Below are 20,212 nucleotides of genomic sequence, written 5' to 3'. Positions count from 1 at the left end.
GCGATCAGCTGAGCCTTGAATTCTAGCACAGTTTTTGAAGAACTGTCAAACTTTTGAAAACTTTTTTTCGTTTTCATCACCTTCCGAATTCAGCATCTCTCGACACATCCTCCGTTCAGCGAAGCCTTGAATTATATACCGGTTTTTATCCCGCTTGCAACTCAAAACCAAACTTTCTTCACCACCCACCCANCATCTCTCGACACATCCTCCGTTCAGCGAAGCCTTGAATTATATACCGGTTTTTATCCCGCTTGCAACTCAAAACCAAACTTTCTTCACCACCCACCCARAAGATCCKCAGCAACAACGACCAGAAGTCTTCATCACCAACCAACCTCCTGAACTTCAACATCYCCTGCAATCTGCAGCAGCCGTCTCAGTAGCGAAGCCCTCGACTATAGCACCGTTTTGGGCGCTTCGCTACAAGTTGTGGAGAAATTGGCCTACAAACCAGCTGGCGCCTTCATGGCAGCTTCCAGCGCATCGATGAAGAGCGCAGCGACATCGCACCCTGTCTGGTCGAAGATCTCCTGGAAGCACGTGGGGCTGGTGACATTGATCTCTGTGACGCAATCGCCAATGACGTCCACGCCCGCCAGCAGCAAGCCACGCGCTTGCAGGATGGGGCCCAGGGCTTCACCGATTTCCTGGTCGCGTGCCGACAGGGGGCGGGCCACGCCCTTGCCGCCGGCCGCCAGGTTGCCGCGCACTTCGGTGCCCTGCGGAATGCGCGCCAGGCAATAAGGCACCGGCTTGCCGCCAATCACCAGCACGCGCTTGTCGCCCTCGACGATCTCCGGCAAGAACTTCTGCACCATCACGCTTTGCGTACCGTTGCGGTTCAGCGTCTCGGTGATGCTGCCCAGGTTGAGGCCATCAGGCCCCACGCGGAAGATGCCCATGCCACCCATGCCGTCCAGCGGCTTCAGGATGATGTCGCGGTGCTCTGCGTGGAACGCCCGGATGTCCGCCGGGCTGCGTGTGACCAGTGTCGGCCCGATGAACTGGGGAAATTCCATGATCGCCAGCTTCTCGGGATGGTCGCGCAGTGCCCGGGGCTTGTTGAACACGCGTGCGCCTTCGCGCTCGGCCTGCTCCAGCAGGTGGGTGGCGTAGAAATACTCGCTGTCAAACGGCGGGTCCTTGCGCATCAGCACGGCATCGAACTCCACCAGCTCGGCGGTGCGTTCGGGCTGCGCCTCGTACCAGTGGGTGGCGTCGCCTGTCAGGCGGATGTCGGTGACCTGGGCCACGACCTTGCCACCGCGCTGCCAGGAGATGTGCTGGGGCTCGCACACTGCCAGCGTGTGGCCGCGGCGCTGGGCCTCGCGCATCATGGCGAAGGTGGTGTCCTTGTAAATCTTGAAGCTGTGCAGGGGGTCGGCGATGAAGAGCAGGGTCATGGTGTCAGATGTCTAAGAGCGCTGGGAGCAGACGCCTGGGCAGGTCGTCCACCTTATATATAGAGGCGGCACCGCCATCCCCAAGGGCGGGGCCGCCAGCCGCTGCAGGTGCAGCCGGGGCCCGCGTCAGGCTCCTCGGGCCGGCGAACGCCTGTACTGTTGCACAAATAGCGCAAAGCTGCCGGCGACCACGCCCCAGAAGGCCGACCCCACACCGGCGATGACCACGCCGCTCAGCGTGACGAGGAAGGTGATCAACGCCGCCTCGCGGTGCTGTTCATCGCGGATGGCCACGGCCAGGCCGTTGCCGATGGTGCCGAGCAGGGCCAGGCCTGCGATGGCCACGATCAGCTCCTGCGGGAATGCCGTGAGCAAGCCGGTGATCACCGCGCCGAACAGGCCGATGGCCACATACAGCGCTCCGCACGACACGGCCGCGGTGTAGCGGCGGCGGCGGTCTTCATGCGCCTCGGGGCCCATGCACATGGCGGCGGTGATGGCACTGAAGCTCAGCGAGAAGGCGCCGAACGGTGCAAGCACCAGCGTGGCCACGCCCGTCAGCGTGATGAGGCGGGAGACGGGCATCTCGTAGCCCGAGGCGCGCATCACCGCCACGCCCGGGAGGTTCTGCGAGGCCATGGTCACCACAAACAGCGGAATGGCCAGGCTGATGGCGGCCGACAGACTGAATGTGGGTGCGGTGAATACCGGCATGGCCAACTCCAGATGCACGGCAGACCACGCCATCTGCCCCTGCAGCGCCACAAACACCACCGCGACGGCCAGCGTGATCACCACCGCATAGCGCGCCGCGAACTTGCGGGCGAACAGGTAGACGACCAGCATGGTCAGCACCAGCGGCAGCGCCGTCTGCGCTGCCGCAAAGGCCTGCAGGCCGAACCGCGCCAGCACACCCGCCAGCAGCGCCGCCGCGATCTCCATCGGAATGCGGTTCATGACCCGCTCGAACCAGCCCGTCATGCCGGCCAGTGCCACCAGCGCGGCACTGAGCATGAATGCGCCGACCGCCTCGCCCATGCTGAAGCCACCCGCCAGGCCGGCGGTGGCCAGCACCGCCGCACCGGGGGTGGACCAGGCAATCATCACGGGCTTGCGCAGCAGCAACGAAGGCACCAGCGAGCACAGCCCCATGCCCAGGCCCAGCGCCCACATCCAGGAAGTGATCTGCGCCGGGGTGGCGCCAAAGGCCTGCGCGGCCTGGAACACGATGGCGACGGAACTCGTGAAGCCCACCAGCACCGCGACGAAGCCCGCGGTGAAGGCCGACAGGCTCAGGTCTTTGAAGAATTGCATGGCCTGGATTCTGGCACCCAGGCCTGCACAGCACAGTTGCTATCTTTTCTATAGCTGCCAGCGCTTGCAGGACAAGCGGCAGAGGCCCAAACACCTCCCACCCCGCCCCTGTCCCGCCGCGCCGCACCGCGGTCAGATTTCGATCTTCGACCCCAGCTCGACCACCGCATTGTTAGGCAGGTGCAGAAAGTCCGCCGCGCCGCTGGCGTTGTGGTGCATCTGGGCGAACAGCTTCTCGCGCCAGGGGGCCATGCCGCTGCCGATGGTGGGGATGACGGTGTCGCGCGACAGGAAGTAGCTGGTCGTCATGGACTCCAGCTCGCAGCCGCGGCCGCGCAGCAGCTCGAGGGCCCGCGGCAGGTCGGGGTCGTTCTTGAAGCCGTAGTGGATCACCACCTGCCAGCAGTCATGGCCCAGGGACTCGACCTGCAGGCGCTTGTCCAGGCCGATCCACGGCGTTTCGTGGTTGTGCACCGTGACGAACAGGTTCTGCTGGTGCAGCACCTTGTTGTGCTTGAGGTTGTGCAAGAGCGCATTGGGCACCGCACCCGCCTCCGCCGTCAGGAACACCGCCGTGCCCTCCACCCGCGTGGGCGGGCTGATGAACACCGACTCCAGAAAGTCCTTGAGGTCGATGGCATCGGCGCGCAGCTTGTCGTTGAGCAGGCGGCGCCCTTCCTTCCAGGTCATCATGAAGGCGAACACGATGCCGCCGATCATCAGCGGGAACCAACCACCCTGAAAGAGCTTGAGCAGGTTGGATGCGAAGAAGGCCAGGTCCACCACGAAGAAGCAGCCCGTGGCCGCGATGCACAGCGCCAGCGGGTAGCCCCAGCCGTAGCGGATCACGAAGAAGGTCAGGATGGTGGTGATCAGCATGTCCAGCGTCACGGCAATGCCGTACGCGGCGGCCAGGTTGCTCGACGAGCGGAACATCACCACCGCCAGCACGATGGCCACGAACAGCCCCCAGTTCACCAGCGGCATGTAGATCTGGCCCGTGTCGCGCACGCTCGTGTGCTGGATGTTCAGGCGCGGCAGGTAACCGAGCTGGATGGCCTGCTTGGTCACGCTGAAGGCGCCGGTGATGAGTGCCTGCGACGCGATCACCGTGGCCATGGTGGCCATGACGACCAGCGGGATCAGGGCCCAGTCGGGCGCCATCATGTAGAAAGGGTTCTTGACGGCCTCGGGCTCGGCCAGCAGCAGCGCGCCCTGGCCGAAGTAGTTGAGCGTGAGCGCCGGCATCGCCACGCCGAACCACGCCAGGCGGATGGGCCGCTTGCCGAAGTGCCCCAGGTCGGCGTACAGCGCCTCGGCGCCGGTCACGCACAACACCACCGCGCCCAGGATGATGAAGCTGGTGCCCGGGTTGGCCCACATGAAGCCCAGCGCATGGTGCGGGCTCAGTGCCCACAGGATCTCGGGGTGCCCCACGATGTGCGAGACGCCCAGCGCCGCAATGCTGATGAACCAGATCAGCGTGATGGGCCCGAAGAACTTGCCGATGCCGCCCGTGCCGCGCTTTTGCACGACGAACAGGCAAAACAGCACGATCAGCGTGAGGGGGATCACATACTGCTTGAAGTGGGGCGAGACGACCTCCAGCCCCTCCACCGCCGACAGCACCGAGATGGCGGGCGTGATGACCCCGTCGCCATAGAACAGGGATGTGCCGAAGATGCCCACGCCCAGCAGCACCGAGCGCAGCCGGGGTTTGTCCTTGACGGCCTGCGAGGCCAGGGCCAGCATGGCGATGAGCCCGCCTTCACCGTGGTTGTCGGCCCGCAGCACCAGCACCACGTACTTGAGCGACACGATGACCGTGAGCGTCCAGAAGAAGATGGAGAGGACGCCGTAGATGTTGTCCTGGGTGAACGGCACGTGGCCGGACCCGAACACCTCCTTCATGGCGTACAGCACGCTGGTGCCGATATCGCCGTACACAACACCGATGGCGCCCAGCGTGAGCGCTGCGAGCGATGATTTGGAGCTTTGCACTGACCTACCCCGCGCAGAGTCTGGCAGGGTTCCGTTACTTTTGGGAACGCTATTGTGCGCCTGTGCCCCCGGCCGCGTCTGGAGGGCTTGCACTATGTTGCAGCGCAGCAACTCGGCGGTGATTCACGGCTTGGCAGCGCACCGCAGACATGGCATGGCCGCAAGGGCAGTGCCACGCAAGGCTTCGACAGGCTCAGCCCGAACGGTGTGAACGGTGTGGAGTTATTGCGTGCAAATCCGTCGCAGCGATCCATTGCGTTGCGCGCGCCACCCAGGTGCATAAACTGGCGCGGCCAAGGCCAGTGCACCCGTGGAACTGGCTTTGCCAGGCCACGGGGTGCGTCCCCCGTGGGGGAAGGCGCGCAGCGCCTCAGGGGGTCCACTCACCTCAGTCGTAGATCTCGGCGTCGGGGTTGGTGGCTTCCAGCTCGTAGCTGGCGGCCAGCATGGCCAGGCGCGCCACCACGCCGTACATGTAGAAGCGGTTGGGCGCGCTCACGCCGGGGCGCACGCCGGGCTGGGGCATGTGCGTGCTGTGCTCGAAGGCCAGCGGCACGAAGCTCGCGCCCGGGGCGTTCAGGTTCTCGTCCACGCCGCGCTCGGCATGCATGCGGTAGAAGCCGCCGACCACATAGCGGTCCATCATGTAGACCACGGGTTCGGCCACGGCCTCGTGCACCCGCTCCTGCGTCAGCACGCCTTCCTGGATGATGAGGTCGCTGACCGGCTGGCCGTCCTTGATGACCGCCATCTTGTTCTTGGTCTTGCGGTTGACCGCGTCCAGCTCCTTGGCATCGCGCACGGTCATGATGCCCATGCCGTAGGTGCCGTTGTTGGCCTTGACGATGACGAACGGCTTTTCGTTGATGCCGTATTCCTTGTATTTGCGGCGCACCTTGGTCAGCAGCGCGTCTACCGTGGTCTGCAGCTTGTCCATGCCTTTGTCCTCGGCAAAGTCCACGCCGTCGCACTGGCTGTACATGGGGTTCACGAGCCAGGGGTCGATGCCCAGCATCTTGCCGAAGCGCTTGGCCACCTCTTCGTAGTTCTTGAAGTGGGTGCTCTTTCGGCGCACGCTCCAGCCCGCGTGCAGCGGGGGCAGCAGGTACTGCTCGTGGATGTCTTCCAGGATGCCCGGCGGCCCGGCCGACAGGTCGTTGTTCAGCAAGATGGTGCAGGGGTCGAAGTCCTTGAGCCCCAGCCGGCGCTTGGTGCGCACCACGGGCTCCAGCGTCACGGTGTCGCCGTTGGGCAGCTCGATCAGCGTGGGCTTCTTGATCTCGGGGCTGATGGAGCCCACGCGCACGTTCAGGCCGGCCATGTTGAAGATGCGCTGCAGCTGCACCACGTTGGCCAGGTAGAAGGTGTTGCGCGTGTGGTTTTCCGGAATGATCAGGAGGTTGCGCGCCTCGGGGCAGATCTTCTCGATGGCGGCCATGGCGGCCTGCACGGCCAGGGGCAGCATCTCCTTGGTCAGGTTGTTCCAGCCGCCGGGGTACAGGTTGGTGTCCACGGGCGCGAGCTTGAAGCCCGCATTGCGGATGTCCACCGAGGTGTAGAACGGGGGCGTGTGCTCCATCCACTCCAGCCTGAACCAGCGTTCGATGGCGGGCATCGAGTCCAGGATGCGCTGTTCAAGTTCGTTGATCGGCCCGGTGAGGGCCGTGATGAGATGCGGAACCATAGGTGCCCTTGGGGAAGCAAATTGCGACGAATTGTAGGGATTTGGGGCCGCCTTCCCTTTTCGCAAGGCGGGGCGGCAGCCCGCGGTGGTGTCAACGGCGCCAGAAAGCGGGCGTGAGCAGCGCCATGAAACTCAGGATCTCCAGCCGCCCCAGCAGCATGCCCAGCGTACACACCCAGATCTGAAAGTCGGTCAGCACCGCGTAGTTGGACGCAGGCCCCACCATGCCCAGGCCCGGCCCCGCGCAGTTCACGCTGGCCAGCACCACCGAGAACGCGGTCACCGGGTCCAGGTCGGTCAGCAGCATCACCATCGACAGGCCGAACACGGTGCCGCCGTACACCAGCATGAAGGCCAGCACCGAGAAGATCACCCGGTTGTCCACCACGCCGCTGCCCAGCCGCACCGGCTGCACCGCGCGCGGGTGCACCAGGCGGTTCATCTCGCGCCGCGCCTGCTTGACGAGGATGAGCATGCGAACCATCTTGATGCCCCCGCCCGTGGACCCCGCACTGGTGGCCACGCCCGACAGCAGCAGCATGAACACCGGCGCGAACACCGGCCAAGCCAGGTAGTCCACCGTGGCGAACCCGGTCGTCGTGGCCATGGACACCAGGTTGAACATGCCGTGGCGCAGGGCCACGAGCGGCTCGTACACCCCCTTGGCCCACAGCAGCAGCGACACCAGCAGACCGCCGCCGACCAGGGTCAGCAGCGTGGCGCGCAGCTCCGGGTCTCCCCAGAAGCCGCTCCACTGCCCCTTGCGGATCGCGATGAAGTACAGCGCGAAGTTGCAGCTGGCCACCAGCATGAAGACGATGCAGATCGCCTCCAGCAGCGGCGACTGAAAGTACCCGAAGCTCGCGTCGTGCGACGAGAGCCCGCCCAGGCTCACCGTGGCGAACATGTGCATCAGCGCATCGAGCGGGCGCATGCCCCCCAGCCAGAACGCCAGCCCGCAGGCCACCGAGAACAGCGCATACACGCCCCACAGGCCCTTGGCCGTGCCGGTCATGCGTGGCGTGAGCTTGGTGTCTTTCAGCGGCCCCGCCGCCTCGGCCTTGAAGAGCTGGCTGCCGCCCACGCCCAGCAGTGGCAGCACGGCCACGGCCAGGATCAGGATGCCCATGCCGCCCATCCACTGCAAAAAGGTGCGCCACACGTTGACCGACACCGGCAGCGTATCGAGCCCCGCCAGCACCGTGGAGCCCGTGGTGGTCAGCCCTGACACGGCCTCGAAGTACGCGTAGGTGAACGACATCGGCCGCCCGATGTGGTGCCCCGCCAGCATCAGCGGCACCGCAGCCGACAGCGGCAGCAGCAGCCAGACCAGCGACACCAGCATCACGCCATGGCGCGGCTGCAGCTCCTGGCGGAACAGGCGCAACCGCCACCACAGCCACGCACCCGCGGCCAGCGTGGCGGCCATGGCCATCGGGTACACGTGCCAGACCCCGTCCCGCGTCCACAGCGACACCGCCAGCGGCACGCCCATCGACAACGAGAAGATCATGATGAGGATGCCCAGCACGCGCAGGACGGGAAACATGTCCACCATGGGAAGTGCCTGCTTGTGGGTTGAAGACGGAGAGAGGGGACGCCGCGTCAGAAGAACGTCGCGCTCACGCGGAACAGCTTTTCCACGTCGCGCACCAGCCGCTTGTGCGGCAGGAAGAACACCACGTGGTCGTTGCTCTCTATCACGGTGGAGCTGCGCGGGATGATGACCTCGGGCTCGCGCAGGTCCTGCGGCACCCCTTCGGCGGCGTCGTGGGCGTCGGGCAGGCCGCGCACGATCAGGCCCATGTGCACGTCGCGCGGCAGCTGCAGATCGCTGACCTTGCGGCCCACCACGCGCGAGCTCTTGCGGTCGCCGCGCGCCACGATCTCCAGCGCCTCGGCCACGCCCCGGCGCAGGCTGTGCACCGCCTGCACGTCGCCCTGGCGCACATAGGCCAGCAGCTCGCCCAGCATGGCCTGCGCGGGCGACAGCGCAATGTCGATCTGCGTGCCGTGCATCAGGTCGGCATAGCTGCGGCGGTTGATGAGCGCCAGCACCCGGCTGGCGCCCATGCGCTTGGCCAGCAGGCAGGACATGATGTTGTCCTCGTCGTCGTCGGTGAGCGCGAGGAACAGGTCCACCTCTTCGATGCCCTCGTCGCCGAGCAGGTCCTCGTCGGTGGTGTCGCCCTGCAGCACCAGCACGTCGGTGGGCAGGGAGGACGCCAGCTCCACGCAGCGCTCCGCGTGGTCCTCGATGATCTTGATGTTGTAGCGCCCCGGCGCCTGCGCCAGCTGCCGGGCCAGGCGCAGGCCCACGCGGCCGCCACCGGCGATCATGATGCGGCGCACGGGCTTGGAGGGCTGGCCCTGCGGGCGGTGCAGCGCGCCCAGCACATCGGCAATGCGCTGCTGCGCGGCCAGCACGAAGACCTCGTCGCCCGGCTCTATGCGCGTGCGGCCATCGCAGGCGATGAAGCGGTCGGGCTCGTCGGGAAAGCGCCGGTAGATGGCCACCATGCGCATGGCCAGCTCGGGCGCCTTCTCGCGCAGGTCGCCGATGGTGTGGCCCACCATGGGCGCACCCACACGTGCCCGCACCGACACCAGGCAGGCCCGGCCGCCGGCGAATTCACGCACCTGCATGGCCTCGGGGTAGTCGATGAGCTTGGCGATGTAGCGGGTGAGCGATTCTTCGGGGCAGATGATGCGGTCCACCGCAAAGCCCTCGGGGCCCACCAGGCGCTCCTCGCCTTCGAAGCCGGTGGACCGCACGCGCGCGATGCGCTTGGGGATGTTGAACATCAGCTGCGCGATCTTGCAGCACACCAGGTTGGTCTCGTCCTGCGCGGCGCAGGCGATCAAGAGGTCGGTGTCGTGCGCGCCGGCCTCGGCCAGCACGTTAGGCTCGATACCGCTGCCCACCACACCGCGCAGGTCGTAGCGCGACTCCAGGTCGCGCAGGCGCTCGGCATTGGTGTCGATGACGGTGATGTCGTTGCGCTCCGACAACAGGCTGTCGGCCACGCTCTGGCCCACGCGGCCCGCTCCGAGGATGATGATTTTCATGTGTTTTTGGCTGCTACCGCTTGATCAGCAAGCGCCAGCAGCTATCAAAACAAGAGCAAATCAAACGCGAACCTCGCCGTCGCCCAGCACCACGTACTTGAGCGATGTCAGCCCCTCCAGGCCCACCGGCCCACGCGCGTGGAATTTGTCGGTGCTGATGCCGATCTCGGCGCCCAGCCCGTACTCGAAGCCGTCGGCAAAACGGGTGCTCGCATTCACCATCACGCTGGCCGAGTCCACCTCGCGCAGGAACCGCTGGGCGTGCAGGTGGTGGGTGGTGAGGATGGCGTCGGTGTGGTGGCTGGAGTAATGGTTGATGTGGGCGATGGCCTCGTCCACGCCCGCCACGATCTTCACGCTGATGATGGGTGCGAGGTACTCCTCGCTCCAGTCCTGCTCCGTGGCCTGGGCCAGTTGGGCGCCGGCCACCTTCTTCAAGATGGCCAGCGACTCGGGGCAGCCGCGCATCTCCACGCCCTTGGCGGCATACACCGCACCGATCTTGGGCAGGAAGTCTGACGCCACACCGCGCGCCACCAGCAGGCCTTCGCTCGCGTTGCAGGGGCTGTACTTGTTCGTCTTGGCGTTGTCGGCCACCTTCACCGCCATGGCGATGTCGCAGGGGTCGTCCACATAGGTGTGGCAGTTGCCGTCCAGGTGCTTGATGACGGGCACCTTGGCGTCGCGGCTGATGCGCTCGATCAGGCCCTTGCCGCCGCGCGGAATGATCACGTCCACGAACTGCGGCATGGCGATGAGCTGGCCCACGGCCTCGCGGTCGGTGGTCTGCACCAGCTGCACCGCGTCCTGCGGCAGGCCGGCCTCGGCCAGCGCCTGCTGCACCAGCTTGGCCAGCGCCTTGTTCGAATCGATGGCTTCGGAGCCGCCGCGCAGGATGCAGGCGTTGCCGCTCTTGATGGACAGCGACGCGGCCTCGATGGTCACGTTGGGCCGGCTTTCGTAGATCATGCCGAACACGCCGATCGGCACACGCATCTGCCCCACGCGGATGCCGCTGGGCTGCTGCTTCATGCCCAGGATCTCGCCGATGATGTCGGGCATGGCGGCCAGCTGCTCGCAGCCTTCGGCGCAGGTCTCCAGCACCTTGGGGCTGAGTTTGAGGCGGTCGACCATGGGCTCAGGCAACCCGGCGGTGCGGGCGCGGTCCAGGTCCCGCGCGTTGTCGATCTGCAGCGCATCCACGTTCTCGCGCAGCAGGCGGGCCAGCACCTTGAGCGCTTTGTTTTTGATAGCTGCCGGCGCTTTGGCCATCAGCGCCGAGGCCGTTTTGGCCTGCAGGCCGAGGGTGTGCGTGTATTCAGCGACGTTGAGGGCGTTCATCCGGCGATTTTGCCGCAGATACCCTCTGTGCGGCCCACCGAGCGCCTGTTACCCTTGCCACCCCGCCGCCATCCCACGCTTCCAGAGCCGCCCATGACCCGCGCCCACCTGCTCCAACCTGTCCACGACGCCCTAGAAGCCTTCAGCCACGGCACGCTGTCGGCGTCCGCCCTGAGCACCACCGCCCGCGCCCAGACCGACCTGCTGGCCGCCCTGCCCCCGCGCTACGCCGAGGTGCTGCACGGCCTGCTCGACCGGCTCGAATCCAGCGCGCTGTTTTCGGAGGAAAGCTGCTCGTTCAGCCAGAAAGACCTGGTGGACAGCCTGCGGATGTGGGTGGAGAAGGCGCGGGCAGCCATCGCCTGAGCGCGGCAACGCGCTAGGGCAAGCAGAACCACTCCTGCTGAAGCCCGTCTGCCAGCAGCGATCGTTCGTCGATGATGGGCGCAAAAGGCAGCGCGCCCAACGCTGCCAGCCTGTCATGCAGTTCCTGCGCAAACCGGTGCGCATAGTCCTCTTTGGTGGCTCGGGTTTTTCCCTCCCAATCGGACACGCAAGACCGGTCGTGATCCACGTGATGGCCTATCTCATGGAACAAAGTGCGATACAGCACCGTGTTGCGCAACGAGGTGGGCGTCACCCGAATCTGAATGCCCTTGCGGATACGGTGAATGCCGTGCCCATCTCGGCGCAAGCGCTCGAGCTCACGCGCCCTTTCCGGGTCGACCGATTCGCTCCAATCAATGGGCGTCAGGTCTTGCGCCTCGATAACAATGGCCCGCCCCTGGTACCGATCCATATCGAACACAAAAATGGCGCGGCCCCACACAGGGCACAAAATTCGCTGCTTGCGCGTTGGCTGCCGCAACACGATGAAATCAAAGGCGTCGAGCACATCGGCAGGGCAATGCGCCAGGACCGCGCAAATATCATCGACTGTGCACGGATAAAACCAATCGGGCCGCGTCGGCTCTACAAAAAATCGAACTTCGCGCGCCCCGACCGGCCTTGTGACGACGGTGTACGAACTCAGTCTTTCCCAATAGCACTTGGAGTCATTCCAGGACTCCGGGATGGAGAACTCATTGTCCACCCCATGCCCATGCGCCTTGGTACCTGCATTTCTGTTTCGTCGAGCGGGGTTCCAACCTGGGCGCATAGGGCCTCCCACAAAGTTTGCAATCCTGATCCGCCAGTTCTAGCCAATCAACCCGGATTCGCGGCAATCGCTCACCGCGCCGCCTGCGTCAGCCGGCACACCTGAAACGCCAGCCGCTGCAGCGCCTGCCAGCCGTTCTGCGGCCAGTCGGGTACCTTCAGGCCCTTGACGATGCCGTCCACCGTGTGGGCCGACTGCAGCAGGCGTGCCAGGGCGGCGTCGCTGGCCTTGGGCAGGATGCGCTCATACAGCTTTTCCTTGGCTCCCCAGATGCGGTTCTCGCGCAGCGCCATGGGCAGGGGGCGGCCGGCGTTCATCGCGTCCTTCACGCGCTTCAAGGCGCGGATGTCCTCGGCCAGCGCCCAGTGCACCAGCACTTCCGCCTCGCCTTCGGCCTGCAGGCCGTCGAGCATGCGCTGCACGCGCGCGGTCTGGCCCGAGAGCACCGACTCGGACAGCTTGAACACGTCGTAGCGCGCCACGTTGAGCACCGCTGCCTCGACCTGGGCCTGGCTCAGTTCACCCGCCGGGTGCAGCAGCGCCAGCTTGCTGATCTCCTGGTGGGCGGCCAGCAGGTTGCCCTCCACCCGGTCGGCAAAGAACTGCAGCGTGCGCTGGCCCTCCTCGCCCGCCACCACGCGCTGGCCCTGCGCGGCCAGGCGCTGGGCGATCCACTGCGGCAGCATGCCGCGCTCGATGGTGTCGATCTGGATCGAGGTGCCGTGGGCCTCCAGCGCGGCAAACCAGGCGCCGCTGCGGGTGGCCTTGTCCAGGCGCGGCAGCATGACGAGCGTGAGCGTGCTGTCGTTGCCGCGCGCCGCGTCGGCCACCTGCTGCAGGGCCACGCTGCCGTCCTTGCCGGGCTTGCCTGACGGGATGCGGATCTCCACGATCTGCTTGTCGGCGAACAGGCTCAGACTGCCGCCCGCGGCCAGCACCGCGCTCCAGTCGAAGTGGGCGCCCGCCACCGTGTAGCTGCTGCGCTCGGTGTAGCCCTGCGCCCGCGCCGCGGCGCGGATGCTGTCGGCCGCCTCCTGCTGCAGCAGGGGTTCGTCGCCGTGCAGCACATACAGCGGCGACAGGCCCTTTTGGAGGTGGGTGGAGAGTTGGGCCAGGGCGAGTTGCATGCGGCAAAGTTTATCGCCTTGGCCCCCTTGCCACGGACTGCGGACGGACCGGGCGAGGGGTCGGCCGGCCGCCAGCGCCCCCATCAGCAAGCCCGCGTTGCGCAGATCGCCAGCGCCAGCCCGCAGATTGCACAACGCACGCGCCCGATGGAGCAGCTGTCTGACTGTTCATTGGCACGCGCTGCGCAGACAATCCCGCCACCACGGCGCACCCCGACCCCGGATGCCCCGACCCCTTCAGCTCCCCACAAAGGCTTTGTTCATGACCCCCTCGCCCCACCCCACGGCGCCCGCCATCAGCCTCATCGGCGCCCCCACCGACGTCGGCGCCGGCGCACGCGGCGCCTCCATGGGGCCTGAAGCCCTGCGGGTGGCCGGCCTGCAGCCCGCGCTGGAGAGCCATGGCCTGACCGTGCTCGACCGGGGCAATCTCAACGGCCCCGCCAACCCCTGGCAGCCGCCTGACGCGGGCTACCGGCACCTGGCCGAGGTGGTGGCGTGGAACCAGCATGTGTTCGATGCGGTGTACGCCGAGCTGCAGCAGGGCCACCTGCCCATCCTGATGGGCGGCGACCACTGCCTGGGCCTGGGCAGCATCAGCGCGGTGGCGCGCCACTGCCTCGACGTGGGCAAGACCCTGCGCGTGCTGTGGCTCGACGCGCATGCCGACTTCAACACCAGCGCGCTGACCCCCAGCGGCAATGTGCACGGCATGCCGGTGGCCTGCCTGTGCGGCTTTGGCCCGGCAGAACTCACGCAGCTGGCGGGCATGCCCGGCGGGCGCCCTGCCCTCACGCCCGGCCAGATCCGCCAGATCGGCATCCGCAGCGTGGATGCGGGCGAGAAGCGCTTTGTGCACGAGCAGGGCCTGGAGGTCTTCGACATGCGCTACATCGACGAGATGGGCATGCGCGCCACCATGCAGCAGGCGCTGGCGGGTGTGGACGACAACACCCACCTGCACGTGAGCTTCGACGTGGACTTTCTGGACCCGGAGATCGCGCCCGGCGTGGGCACCCTGGTGCCCGGCGGCCCGACCTACCGCGAGGCCCAGCTGTGCATGGAGATGATCGCCGACAGCGGGCGCCTGGCCTCGCTGGACATCGTGGAGGTCAACCCGGCGCTCGATGTGCGCAACCGCACGGCGTTGCTGGCGGTGGACCTGGTGGAGTCGCTGTTTGGCAAGAGCACGTTGATGCGGCCATCCCCCTGAGGCGCTGCGCGCCTCGGTGCTGGGCGCCAGAGGCGGCAGCTCTTCGGGCCGTCCAAGCCTGCGCAGGCAGGCCTGGAGCCGCGGCCCTCAGCCCCTTCTCTCGAATCGCTGCGCGATTCGGGAAGGGGGACGATACCCTCGCTGCGGGGCGGCCCATGCGCGGCTGCCCTGGCTTTGGGGCGAGCCAGTATTGACCTGCAGCGGGCGAAAGACAGAAATCCACCCGACAGCGCCCAGCGAGGGACGCAACCGTTCAAAAATGGATCAAAGCCTGACCACAGCCAAGCGCCGCATGAGCTGCTGCACGATGTCCGTGCGCATGTTGCGGTACAGCAGCGCCTCTTCCGCTTCCTTGGCCAGGGCGATGGTTTCGTTGTAGCTGATGTCGCGCTGCTGCAGCAGTTCGGTCTCGGGGATCAGCTCCACGCCGGCCAGGGTGCGCAGGCGGAATTTCACGCGCAGGCGCAGTTGCAGTTCGCGCACCTGGCCGGAGGCGTTCAGGCCCACCACCACGCGCTCCTGCTGCTCCTGCAGCAGGTCCATGATGGCCTGCGCGGTGGTCATGCCGCTGGCCTCGCGCACCACCTGCAGCTTGCCGCCGGAGCCCGCCAGCGTGCGCTGGAGTTCGCGGGCCAGGGGCGAGGCGGCGGGCGCGGCGATGTAGAGCGTCTCGAAGCCGAACTCCGGCACGCCCCGCAGGCGAAAGCCGCATCCCGCCAGCAAGGCGGCAGGGGCGAAGGTCAGCAGCGTACGTCTTTGCATATCAGTCATCCATTGCGGTCGCGCGACCAGAAGAAGCTATCTACCCTGCGCGGCCCGGGCCTGGCGCTGCCACACGGCAGGCGTGGCCAGCCACCGGCACCGGCCCTGCCCCGCTCCCGCAAAGTGCGAGAGGGTGGCAGGCGCGCAGCGCGTCAGGGAGTCGTCGCTTCATCGGCCGGGTCAGCCAGTTAAATCACCACGTTCACGAGGCGGCCGGGCACGATGATCACGCGCTTGGGCGCCGCGCCTGCCGCTTGCGCGGTGAAGGCTTCGCTGGCCAGTGCCACGCGCTCGATCTCGGCCTTGTCGGCCTGGGCCGGTACGTGGATGGAGCCCCGCAGCTTGCCGTTGACCTGCAGCATGAGCTCGATCTCGTCCTGCACCAGCGCGCCGGCATCGACCTGCGGCCAGGCCGCGTCGAGCAGGTCGCCCAGGTGGCTGGCGTAGCCCAGGCCGCTCCACAGGCTGTGCGCGATGTGCGGCGTGGCGGGGTACAGCACGCGCAGCAGGATGCCGAAGCCTTCGATCAGCGCGACCTGGGCACCGGCGGAGTCGGCGGCCTTGAAGTCTTCCAGCGCGTTGATCATCTTCATCGCGCCCGAGACCACGGTGTTGTACTGCATGCGCTGGTAGTCGTAGTCCACCTGCTTGAGCACGTTGTGGATCTCGCGGCGCAGGGCCTTGGCCTCCTTGCCGAATTCGACGTCATTCAGGCTGCTCGCGCTTGCCACGCTTGCGGTAGCAGCTCCCATATCCATAGCAGACAGCTTCACGCCGAAGTTCCACACGCGGCGCAGGAAGCGGTAGCTGCCTTCCACCGCGGCGTCGTTCCACTCCAGCGTGGCCTCGGGCGGGGCGGTGAACATGGTGTACAGGCGGGCCGTGTCGGCGCCGTACTTGGCGATGAGGTCCTGCGGGTCGACGCCGTTGCGCTCGGTCTTGCCCATCTTGCCGACGCCGCCGTACTCCAGCTGCAGGCCCTGCGGGTACTGGCCCTCGGCCTCGGTCAGGCGGCCGCCCACGATGCGGCCCTGGGCATCGAGCACCTGCGTGACGGCTTCGGGCGGGAAGTAGTTCTTGCCGCCCTTTTCGTCGCGCCAGTAGTAGATGTGGTTGAGCACCATGCCCTGCGTGAGCAGGTGCGCAAAGGGCTCGTCCACCGTCACCAGGCCCAGGTCGCGCATGACCTTGGTCCAGAAGCGCGCGTACAGCAGGTGCAGGATGGCGTGCTCGATACCGCCGATGTACTGGTCCATGCCGGCGCCGCCGGTGGCCGACTTCTGGTCGCGCATCCAGTAGGCCGTGCCTTCGCCTACCATGGCATCGCTCTTCTTGGGGTCGCAGTACCGCATGAAGTACCACGAGCTGTCCACGAAGGTGTCCATGGTGTCGGTCTCGCGGCGCGCGGCCTTGCCGCACACGGGGCAGGTCACGCCGGCGTGGAAGCCCTCGTGCTTGTGCAGCGGGTTGCCGGAGCCGTCGGGGATGCAGTCCTGCGGCAGCACCACGGGCAGGTCTTTTTCGGGCACGGGCACGGCGCCGTGCTCTTCGCAGTGGATGATCGGGATGGGCGTACCCCAGTAGCGCTGGCGCGAGACGCCCCAGTCGCGCAGGCGCCAGGTGGTCTTCTTCTCGCCCAGGCCCTTTTGCTCCAGCGCATGGGCGACGGCGTTCACGGCGTCCTTGAAGGACAGGCCGCTGAAGCTGTCGGAGTTGATGGTCACCCCGCGCTGCTTGTCGCCATACCAGTCCTGCCACTGGTGGTAGTTGAAGCTCTCGCCGTCGACCAGCACGACCTGCTTGATCTCGATGCCGTACTTGAGCGCAAAGGCGAAGTCGCGCTCATCGTGCGCGGGCACGCCCATCACGGCGCCGTCGCCGTAGCTCATCAGCACGTAGTTGCCGACCCAGACCTCGACCTGCTCTTCGGTCAGCGGGTGCGTGACGAACAGGCCGGTGCGCAGGCCCTTCTTCTCTTGCGTGGCGAGCTCGGCTTCGGTGGTGCCGCCGTTCTTGCATTCCTCGATGAAGGCCGCGAGCGCGGGGTTGCTCTTGGCGGCGTGCGCGGCCAGCGGGTGCTCGGGCGCCACGGCGCAGAAGGTTACGCCCATGATGGTGTCGGCGCGCGTGGTGAACACGTACATCTTGCCGTCGCCGATCAGCGCGCCGTCGTCGCCGCGAACGTCGTGCGTGAAGGCGAAGCGCACGCCTTCGCTCTTGCCGATCCAGTTCTCCTGCATGAGCTTCACGCGCTCGGGCCAGCCGGGCAGCTTGTCGCCGGTCACGAAGTCGAGCAGCTCGTCGGCGTAGTCGGTGATCTTGAGGTAGTAGCCAGGAATCTCGCGCTTTTCGACCGTCGCGCCGGTGCGCCAGCCCTTGCCGTCGATGACCTGTTCATTGGCCAGCACGGTCTGGTCCACCGGGTCCCAGTTCACGACCTGGGTCTTGCGGTAGGCGATGCCCTTGTCCAGCATCTTGAGGAACAGCCACTGGTTCCACTGGTAGTACTCGGGGTCGCAGGTGGCGACCTCGCGGCTCCAGTCGATGGCCAGGCCCATGGCCTGCATCTGCTGCTTCATGTACGCGATGTTCTCGTACGTCCACTTGGCGGGCGGCACGCCGTTCTTGAGCGCAGCGTTCTCGGCCGGCAGGCCGAAGGCGTCCCAGCCCATGGGCATGAGCACGTTGTGGCCGTTCATGCGCAGGTAGCGCGCCAGCATGTCGTTGATCGTGTAGTTGCGCACATGGCCCATGTGCAGCTTGCCGCTGGGGTAGGGCAGCATCGAGCAGGCGTAGAACTTCTTCTTGCTCGTATCTTCCGTCACGCGGTAGGCGTCGGTGGCGGTCCAGTGGTCGTGCGCGGCGCGTTCGACGTCTTGGGGAGAATATTTGTCTTGCATGGGGGCTCGGGGTGAGAGGGGGGTGCAGCCGCGTGCGGTGCTGCGCTGGGCGGATTTTAGGCGGTCATGCGCCTGTCATTGCAGCACGCCATGGCCAACCGGGGCCGGCACGGCGTGCCGGGCGCGATTTCAGGGCGTGCGGGGCGGCTGCGCGGCAGTTGCCGGCGTGGAGGTTGGCCCGGCGGATGGCGCGGTAGATGGCGCGGCAGGTGGCGCCGGTTCGGCCACGAAACCGATGCGCTGCAGGCCCGCCAGGTGCGCCGCGCCCATGACCTCGACCACGCGGCCATAGGGCACGGCGGCATCGGCGCGCAGCTGCACCTCGGTGTCGGGGCGCTCGGCGCCGATGCGGCGCAGGCGCTCGGCCAGCGCGGGCTGGCTCAGGGGCTGGTCGTCCAGATAGGCCTGGCCCTTGGCATCGACCACCAGCGTGATGGCCTGGGGCGCGGCGCCCGGGGTGGCGCCTTCGCTGCGGGGCAGGTCGAGCCGGATGGAGCTGGCCAGCAGCGGGGCGGTCAGGATGAAGATGACCACCAGCACCAGCATCACATCGACCAGCGGCGTCATGTTGATGTCGCTCATGGGCTGCGGGCCCGTGGTGCGTTCCAGCCGTCCGAAAGCCATGGCGGGGTGTCCTGGTGAGGGTGCCGGGGTGTGGCTCAGGCCGCGCCTGCGGCGGGCGGCAAAGCCCCCCGCGCCACCGCCTGGTCGATCAGCAATTCGCGCAGATCGCGTGCGAAGCCTTCCAGATCGGCTTCGATGCGCCCGATCAGCCGGCCGAACACGTTGTAGGCCAGCACCGCCGGGATGGCCACGGCCAGGCCGGCGGCGGTCATGATCAGCGCCTCGCCCACGGGGCCGGCCACGCGGTCGATGGTGATCTGCCCGGCCCCGGCCATGGCGGTAAGCGCATGGTAGATGCCCCACACGGTGCCCAGCAGCCCTACGAAGGGCGCCGTGGAACCCACGGTGGCCAGCATCACCTGGCCGAACTGCAGGCGCCCCAGCACGCCGTGCAGGGCGTCGCGCAGCACGCGGGTGAGCTGCGTGGCCAAGCTGCCCTGCGTGGCCAGGCTGGCCGATGCGGCCGTGGCGGAGCTTGCTATGGAATTTGCAGCAACCACGAGCGGCAGGACCAGCGCTTCCCGGTCAAAAGCCTGCAAGCGTTGCGATGCCATGTCGAGCGACGGCGCCTGCCAGAAGGCGGCGGTGCTGCGCGCCACGTCGGCGCTGGCGCGGCGCATCAGGCGCAGCTTCCAGACAATCACGACCCAGCTCGCGACCGACATGGCCAGCAGCAGCAAGGCGGTGACCTGCGTCACCGCATCGCCCTGGCGCCACCAGTGCAGCGCGTCCATGGATCAGTGCAGATCGAGCACGTCGAACATGTCGAACATGCCCGTCTTGCGCTCTGCCAGGAAGCGCACGGCGCGCAGGCTGCCCTGGGCATAGCCGGCACGGTTGGAGGACTTGTGCGAGATCTCGATGCGCTCGCCGATGCCCGCGAACAGCACCGTGTGGTCGCCCACGATGTCGCCGCCGCGGATGGCCGCAAAGCCGATGCTCGACGGGTCGCGCTCGCCGGTCACGCCTTCGCGGGCGTAGACGGCGCAGTCCTTGAGGTCGCGGCCCAGGGCGTCGGCGATGACTTCGCCCATCTTGAGCGCGGTGCCCGAAGGGGCGTCCACCTTGTGGCGGTGGTGGGCTTCGATGATCTCGATGTCGTAGCCGGTGGCCATGGCCTTGGCGGCCATCTGCAGCAGCTTGAGCGTGACGTTGACGCCCACGCTCATGTTGGGCGCCATCACGATGGCGGTGCTCTGCGCGTGGGCCGCGATCTCGGCTTTTTGCTCGTCCGAGAAGCCCGTGGTGCCGATCACGGCCTTCACGCCCAGGCGGCTGCACACGGCCAGGTGGGCCAGCGTGCCTTCGGGGCGGGTGAAGTCGATCAGCACGTCGGCGTTCTTCAGGCCGGTGGCGATGTCGGCCGTGATGGCCACGCCGCTGGCGTGGCCCAGGAAGGCGGTGGCATCGGAGCCGATGCCGGGGCTGGCGGGCACATCGAGCGCACCGGCGAGCACCAGGTCGTCCGTGGCGCGGATGGCTTCGATGAGCATGCGGCCCATGCGGCCGGAGGCGCCAGCCACGGCCACGCGGCACGGAGCGGTGGCAGCGGGGGTTGAAGTCCCTGTCATGAAAATCCTGTCATGAAAATCGTGGGTGCAGCGCCGGACAT

General features: G+C 66.8%; 16 protein-coding genes. 2 read left to right on the top strand and 14 right to left on the bottom strand.

All coding sequences use genetic code 11. The features are described from left to right. Positions 1-446: 446 nt before the first annotated feature. From gshB to ASG27_RS03805, 7 genes are all read right to left on the bottom strand, one after another. A complete protein-coding gene (gshB, locus tag ASG27_RS03835; RefSeq protein WP_056411468.1) occupies positions 447-1,406 on the bottom strand; it encodes a glutathione synthase in 960 nt (319 codons plus the stop codon). A 126-nt stretch (positions 1,407-1,532) separates the two neighbouring features. After that, positions 1,533-2,720, bottom strand: a complete 1,188-nt coding sequence (locus tag ASG27_RS03830; RefSeq protein WP_056411467.1) for a benzoate/H(+) symporter BenE family transporter — start codon at positions 2,718-2,720, stop codon at positions 1,533-1,535. Positions 2,721-2,852: 132 nt separating this feature from the next. Further along, a complete protein-coding gene (locus tag ASG27_RS03825; RefSeq protein ID WP_056411465.1) occupies positions 2,853-4,721 on the bottom strand; it encodes a potassium transporter Kup in 1,869 nt (622 codons plus the stop codon). Positions 4,722-5,109: 388 nt separating this feature from the next. Further along, complete coding sequence (gene gshA, locus ASG27_RS03820) at positions 5,110-6,405, bottom strand: glutamate--cysteine ligase (protein ID WP_056411463.1); 1,296 nt, start codon at positions 6,403-6,405, stop codon at positions 5,110-5,112. 91 nt (positions 6,406-6,496) lie between these two features. After that, on the bottom strand, positions 6,497-7,963 hold the full coding sequence (locus tag ASG27_RS03815; protein ID WP_056411462.1) for a TrkH family potassium uptake protein: 1,467 nt from the start codon (positions 7,961-7,963) through the stop codon (positions 6,497-6,499). Positions 7,964-8,010: 47 nt separating this feature from the next. Next, a complete protein-coding gene (trkA, locus tag ASG27_RS03810; RefSeq protein WP_056411459.1) occupies positions 8,011-9,474 on the bottom strand; it encodes a Trk system potassium transporter TrkA in 1,464 nt (487 codons plus the stop codon). Between the two features lie 60 nt (positions 9,475-9,534). Beyond that, complete coding sequence (locus ASG27_RS03805; RefSeq protein WP_056411457.1) at positions 9,535-10,815, bottom strand: glutamate-5-semialdehyde dehydrogenase; 1,281 nt, start codon at positions 10,813-10,815, stop codon at positions 9,535-9,537. Between the two features lie 93 nt (positions 10,816-10,908). Here ASG27_RS03805 and ASG27_RS03800 point away from each other — a divergent pair, with 93 nt between their 5' ends. After that, positions 10,909-11,181 carry a hypothetical protein gene (locus ASG27_RS03800; RefSeq protein ID WP_056411454.1) on the top strand — a complete coding sequence of 91 codons (273 nt, stop codon included), beginning with the start codon at positions 10,909-10,911 and terminating at the stop codon, positions 11,179-11,181. A gap of 13 nt (positions 11,182-11,194) precedes the next feature. Here the strand turns inward: ASG27_RS03800 and ASG27_RS03795 are convergent, their stop codons facing one another. Together ASG27_RS03795 and holA are read right to left on the bottom strand one after the other, a co-directional pair. Continuing rightward, the gene (locus ASG27_RS03795; RefSeq protein WP_156370427.1) at positions 11,195-11,908 is read right to left on the bottom strand and encodes an ImmA/IrrE family metallo-endopeptidase; all 714 of its coding nucleotides are present in this window, start codon (positions 11,906-11,908) and stop codon (positions 11,195-11,197) included. 137 nt (positions 11,909-12,045) lie between these two features. Beyond that, positions 12,046-13,101 (bottom strand): DNA polymerase III subunit delta, encoded by a 1,056-nt coding sequence (gene holA, locus ASG27_RS03790; protein ID WP_056411453.1) that lies wholly within the window; start codon positions 13,099-13,101, stop codon positions 12,046-12,048. A gap of 262 nt (positions 13,102-13,363) precedes the next feature. Here holA and rocF point away from each other — a divergent pair, with 262 nt between their 5' ends. Then, positions 13,364-14,314, top strand: a complete 951-nt coding sequence (rocF, locus tag ASG27_RS03785) for an arginase (protein WP_056411451.1) — start codon at positions 13,364-13,366, stop codon at positions 14,312-14,314. A 264-nt stretch (positions 14,315-14,578) separates the two neighbouring features. Here rocF and ASG27_RS03780 read toward each other — a convergent pair whose 3' ends face one another. The 5 genes from ASG27_RS03780 to dapB form a co-directional block, all read right to left on the bottom strand. Next, positions 14,579-15,076: an LPS-assembly lipoprotein LptE gene (locus tag ASG27_RS03780; protein WP_056411449.1), complete on the bottom strand. Its 498-nt coding sequence runs from the start codon at positions 15,074-15,076 to the stop codon at positions 14,579-14,581. Positions 15,077-15,264: 188 nt separating this feature from the next. After that, the gene (gene leuS, locus ASG27_RS03775) at positions 15,265-17,976 is read right to left on the bottom strand and encodes a leucine--tRNA ligase (RefSeq protein ID WP_056411447.1); all 2,712 of its coding nucleotides are present in this window, start codon (positions 17,974-17,976) and stop codon (positions 15,265-15,267) included. A 129-nt stretch (positions 17,977-18,105) separates the two neighbouring features. Beyond that, positions 18,106-18,600 carry an ExbD/TolR family protein gene (locus tag ASG27_RS03770; RefSeq protein ID WP_056411445.1) on the bottom strand — a complete coding sequence of 165 codons (495 nt, stop codon included), beginning with the start codon at positions 18,598-18,600 and terminating at the stop codon, positions 18,106-18,108. A gap of 35 nt (positions 18,601-18,635) precedes the next feature. Then, a complete protein-coding gene (locus ASG27_RS03765) occupies positions 18,636-19,334 on the bottom strand; it encodes a MotA/TolQ/ExbB proton channel family protein (protein WP_056411443.1) in 699 nt (232 codons plus the stop codon). A gap of 3 nt (positions 19,335-19,337) precedes the next feature. Further along, positions 19,338-20,171 (bottom strand): 4-hydroxy-tetrahydrodipicolinate reductase, encoded by an 834-nt coding sequence (dapB, locus tag ASG27_RS03760; protein WP_082485739.1) that lies wholly within the window; start codon positions 20,169-20,171, stop codon positions 19,338-19,340. Between the last annotated feature and the right edge of the window lie 41 nt (positions 20,172-20,212).

Origin of the sequence: Acidovorax sp. Leaf191 (assembly GCF_001424425.1) — a bacterium.
Classification (GTDB): Bacteria; Pseudomonadota; Gammaproteobacteria; order Burkholderiales; family Burkholderiaceae_C; genus Acidovorax.
The sequence above is the reverse complement of the archived record's forward strand: the minus strand, read 5'-3'. Positions and strand labels throughout refer to the sequence as shown.

Excerpts from the sequence above, each read along its gene's own strand:
- trkA (WP_056411459.1), bottom strand. The coding sequence starts at position 9,474 with ATGAAAATCATCATCCTCGGAGCGGGCCGCGTGGGCCAGAGCGTGGCC.
- ASG27_RS03815 (WP_056411462.1), bottom strand. The coding sequence starts at position 7,963 with ATGGTGGACATGTTTCCCGTCCTGCGCGTGCTGGGCATCCTCATCATG.
- dapB (WP_082485739.1), bottom strand. The coding sequence starts at position 20,171 with ATGACAGGGACTTCAACCCCCGCTGCCACCGCTCCGTGCCGCGTGGCC.
- ASG27_RS03805 (WP_056411457.1), bottom strand. The coding sequence starts at position 10,815 with ATGAACGCCCTCAACGTCGCTGAATACACGCACACCCTCGGCCTGCAG.
- ASG27_RS03830 (WP_056411467.1), bottom strand. The coding sequence starts at position 2,720 with ATGCAATTCTTCAAAGACCTGAGCCTGTCGGCCTTCACCGCGGGCTTC.
- ASG27_RS03770 (WP_056411445.1), bottom strand. The coding sequence starts at position 18,600 with ATGGCTTTCGGACGGCTGGAACGCACCACGGGCCCGCAGCCCATGAGC.
- gshA (WP_056411463.1), bottom strand. The coding sequence starts at position 6,405 with ATGGTTCCGCATCTCATCACGGCCCTCACCGGGCCGATCAACGAACTT.
- ASG27_RS03765 (WP_056411443.1), bottom strand. The coding sequence starts at position 19,334 with ATGGACGCGCTGCACTGGTGGCGCCAGGGCGATGCGGTGACGCAGGTC.
- rocF (WP_056411451.1), top strand. The coding sequence starts at position 13,364 with ATGACCCCCTCGCCCCACCCCACGGCGCCCGCCATCAGCCTCATCGGC.
- leuS (WP_056411447.1), bottom strand. The coding sequence starts at position 17,976 with ATGCAAGACAAATATTCTCCCCAAGACGTCGAACGCGCCGCGCACGAC.
- ASG27_RS03800 (WP_056411454.1), top strand. The coding sequence starts at position 10,909 with ATGACCCGCGCCCACCTGCTCCAACCTGTCCACGACGCCCTAGAAGCC.
- ASG27_RS03780 (WP_056411449.1), bottom strand. The coding sequence starts at position 15,076 with ATGCAAAGACGTACGCTGCTGACCTTCGCCCCTGCCGCCTTGCTGGCG.
- holA (WP_056411453.1), bottom strand. The coding sequence starts at position 13,101 with ATGCAACTCGCCCTGGCCCAACTCTCCACCCACCTCCAAAAGGGCCTG.
- gshB (WP_056411468.1), bottom strand. The coding sequence starts at position 1,406 with ATGACCCTGCTCTTCATCGCCGACCCCCTGCACAGCTTCAAGATTTAC.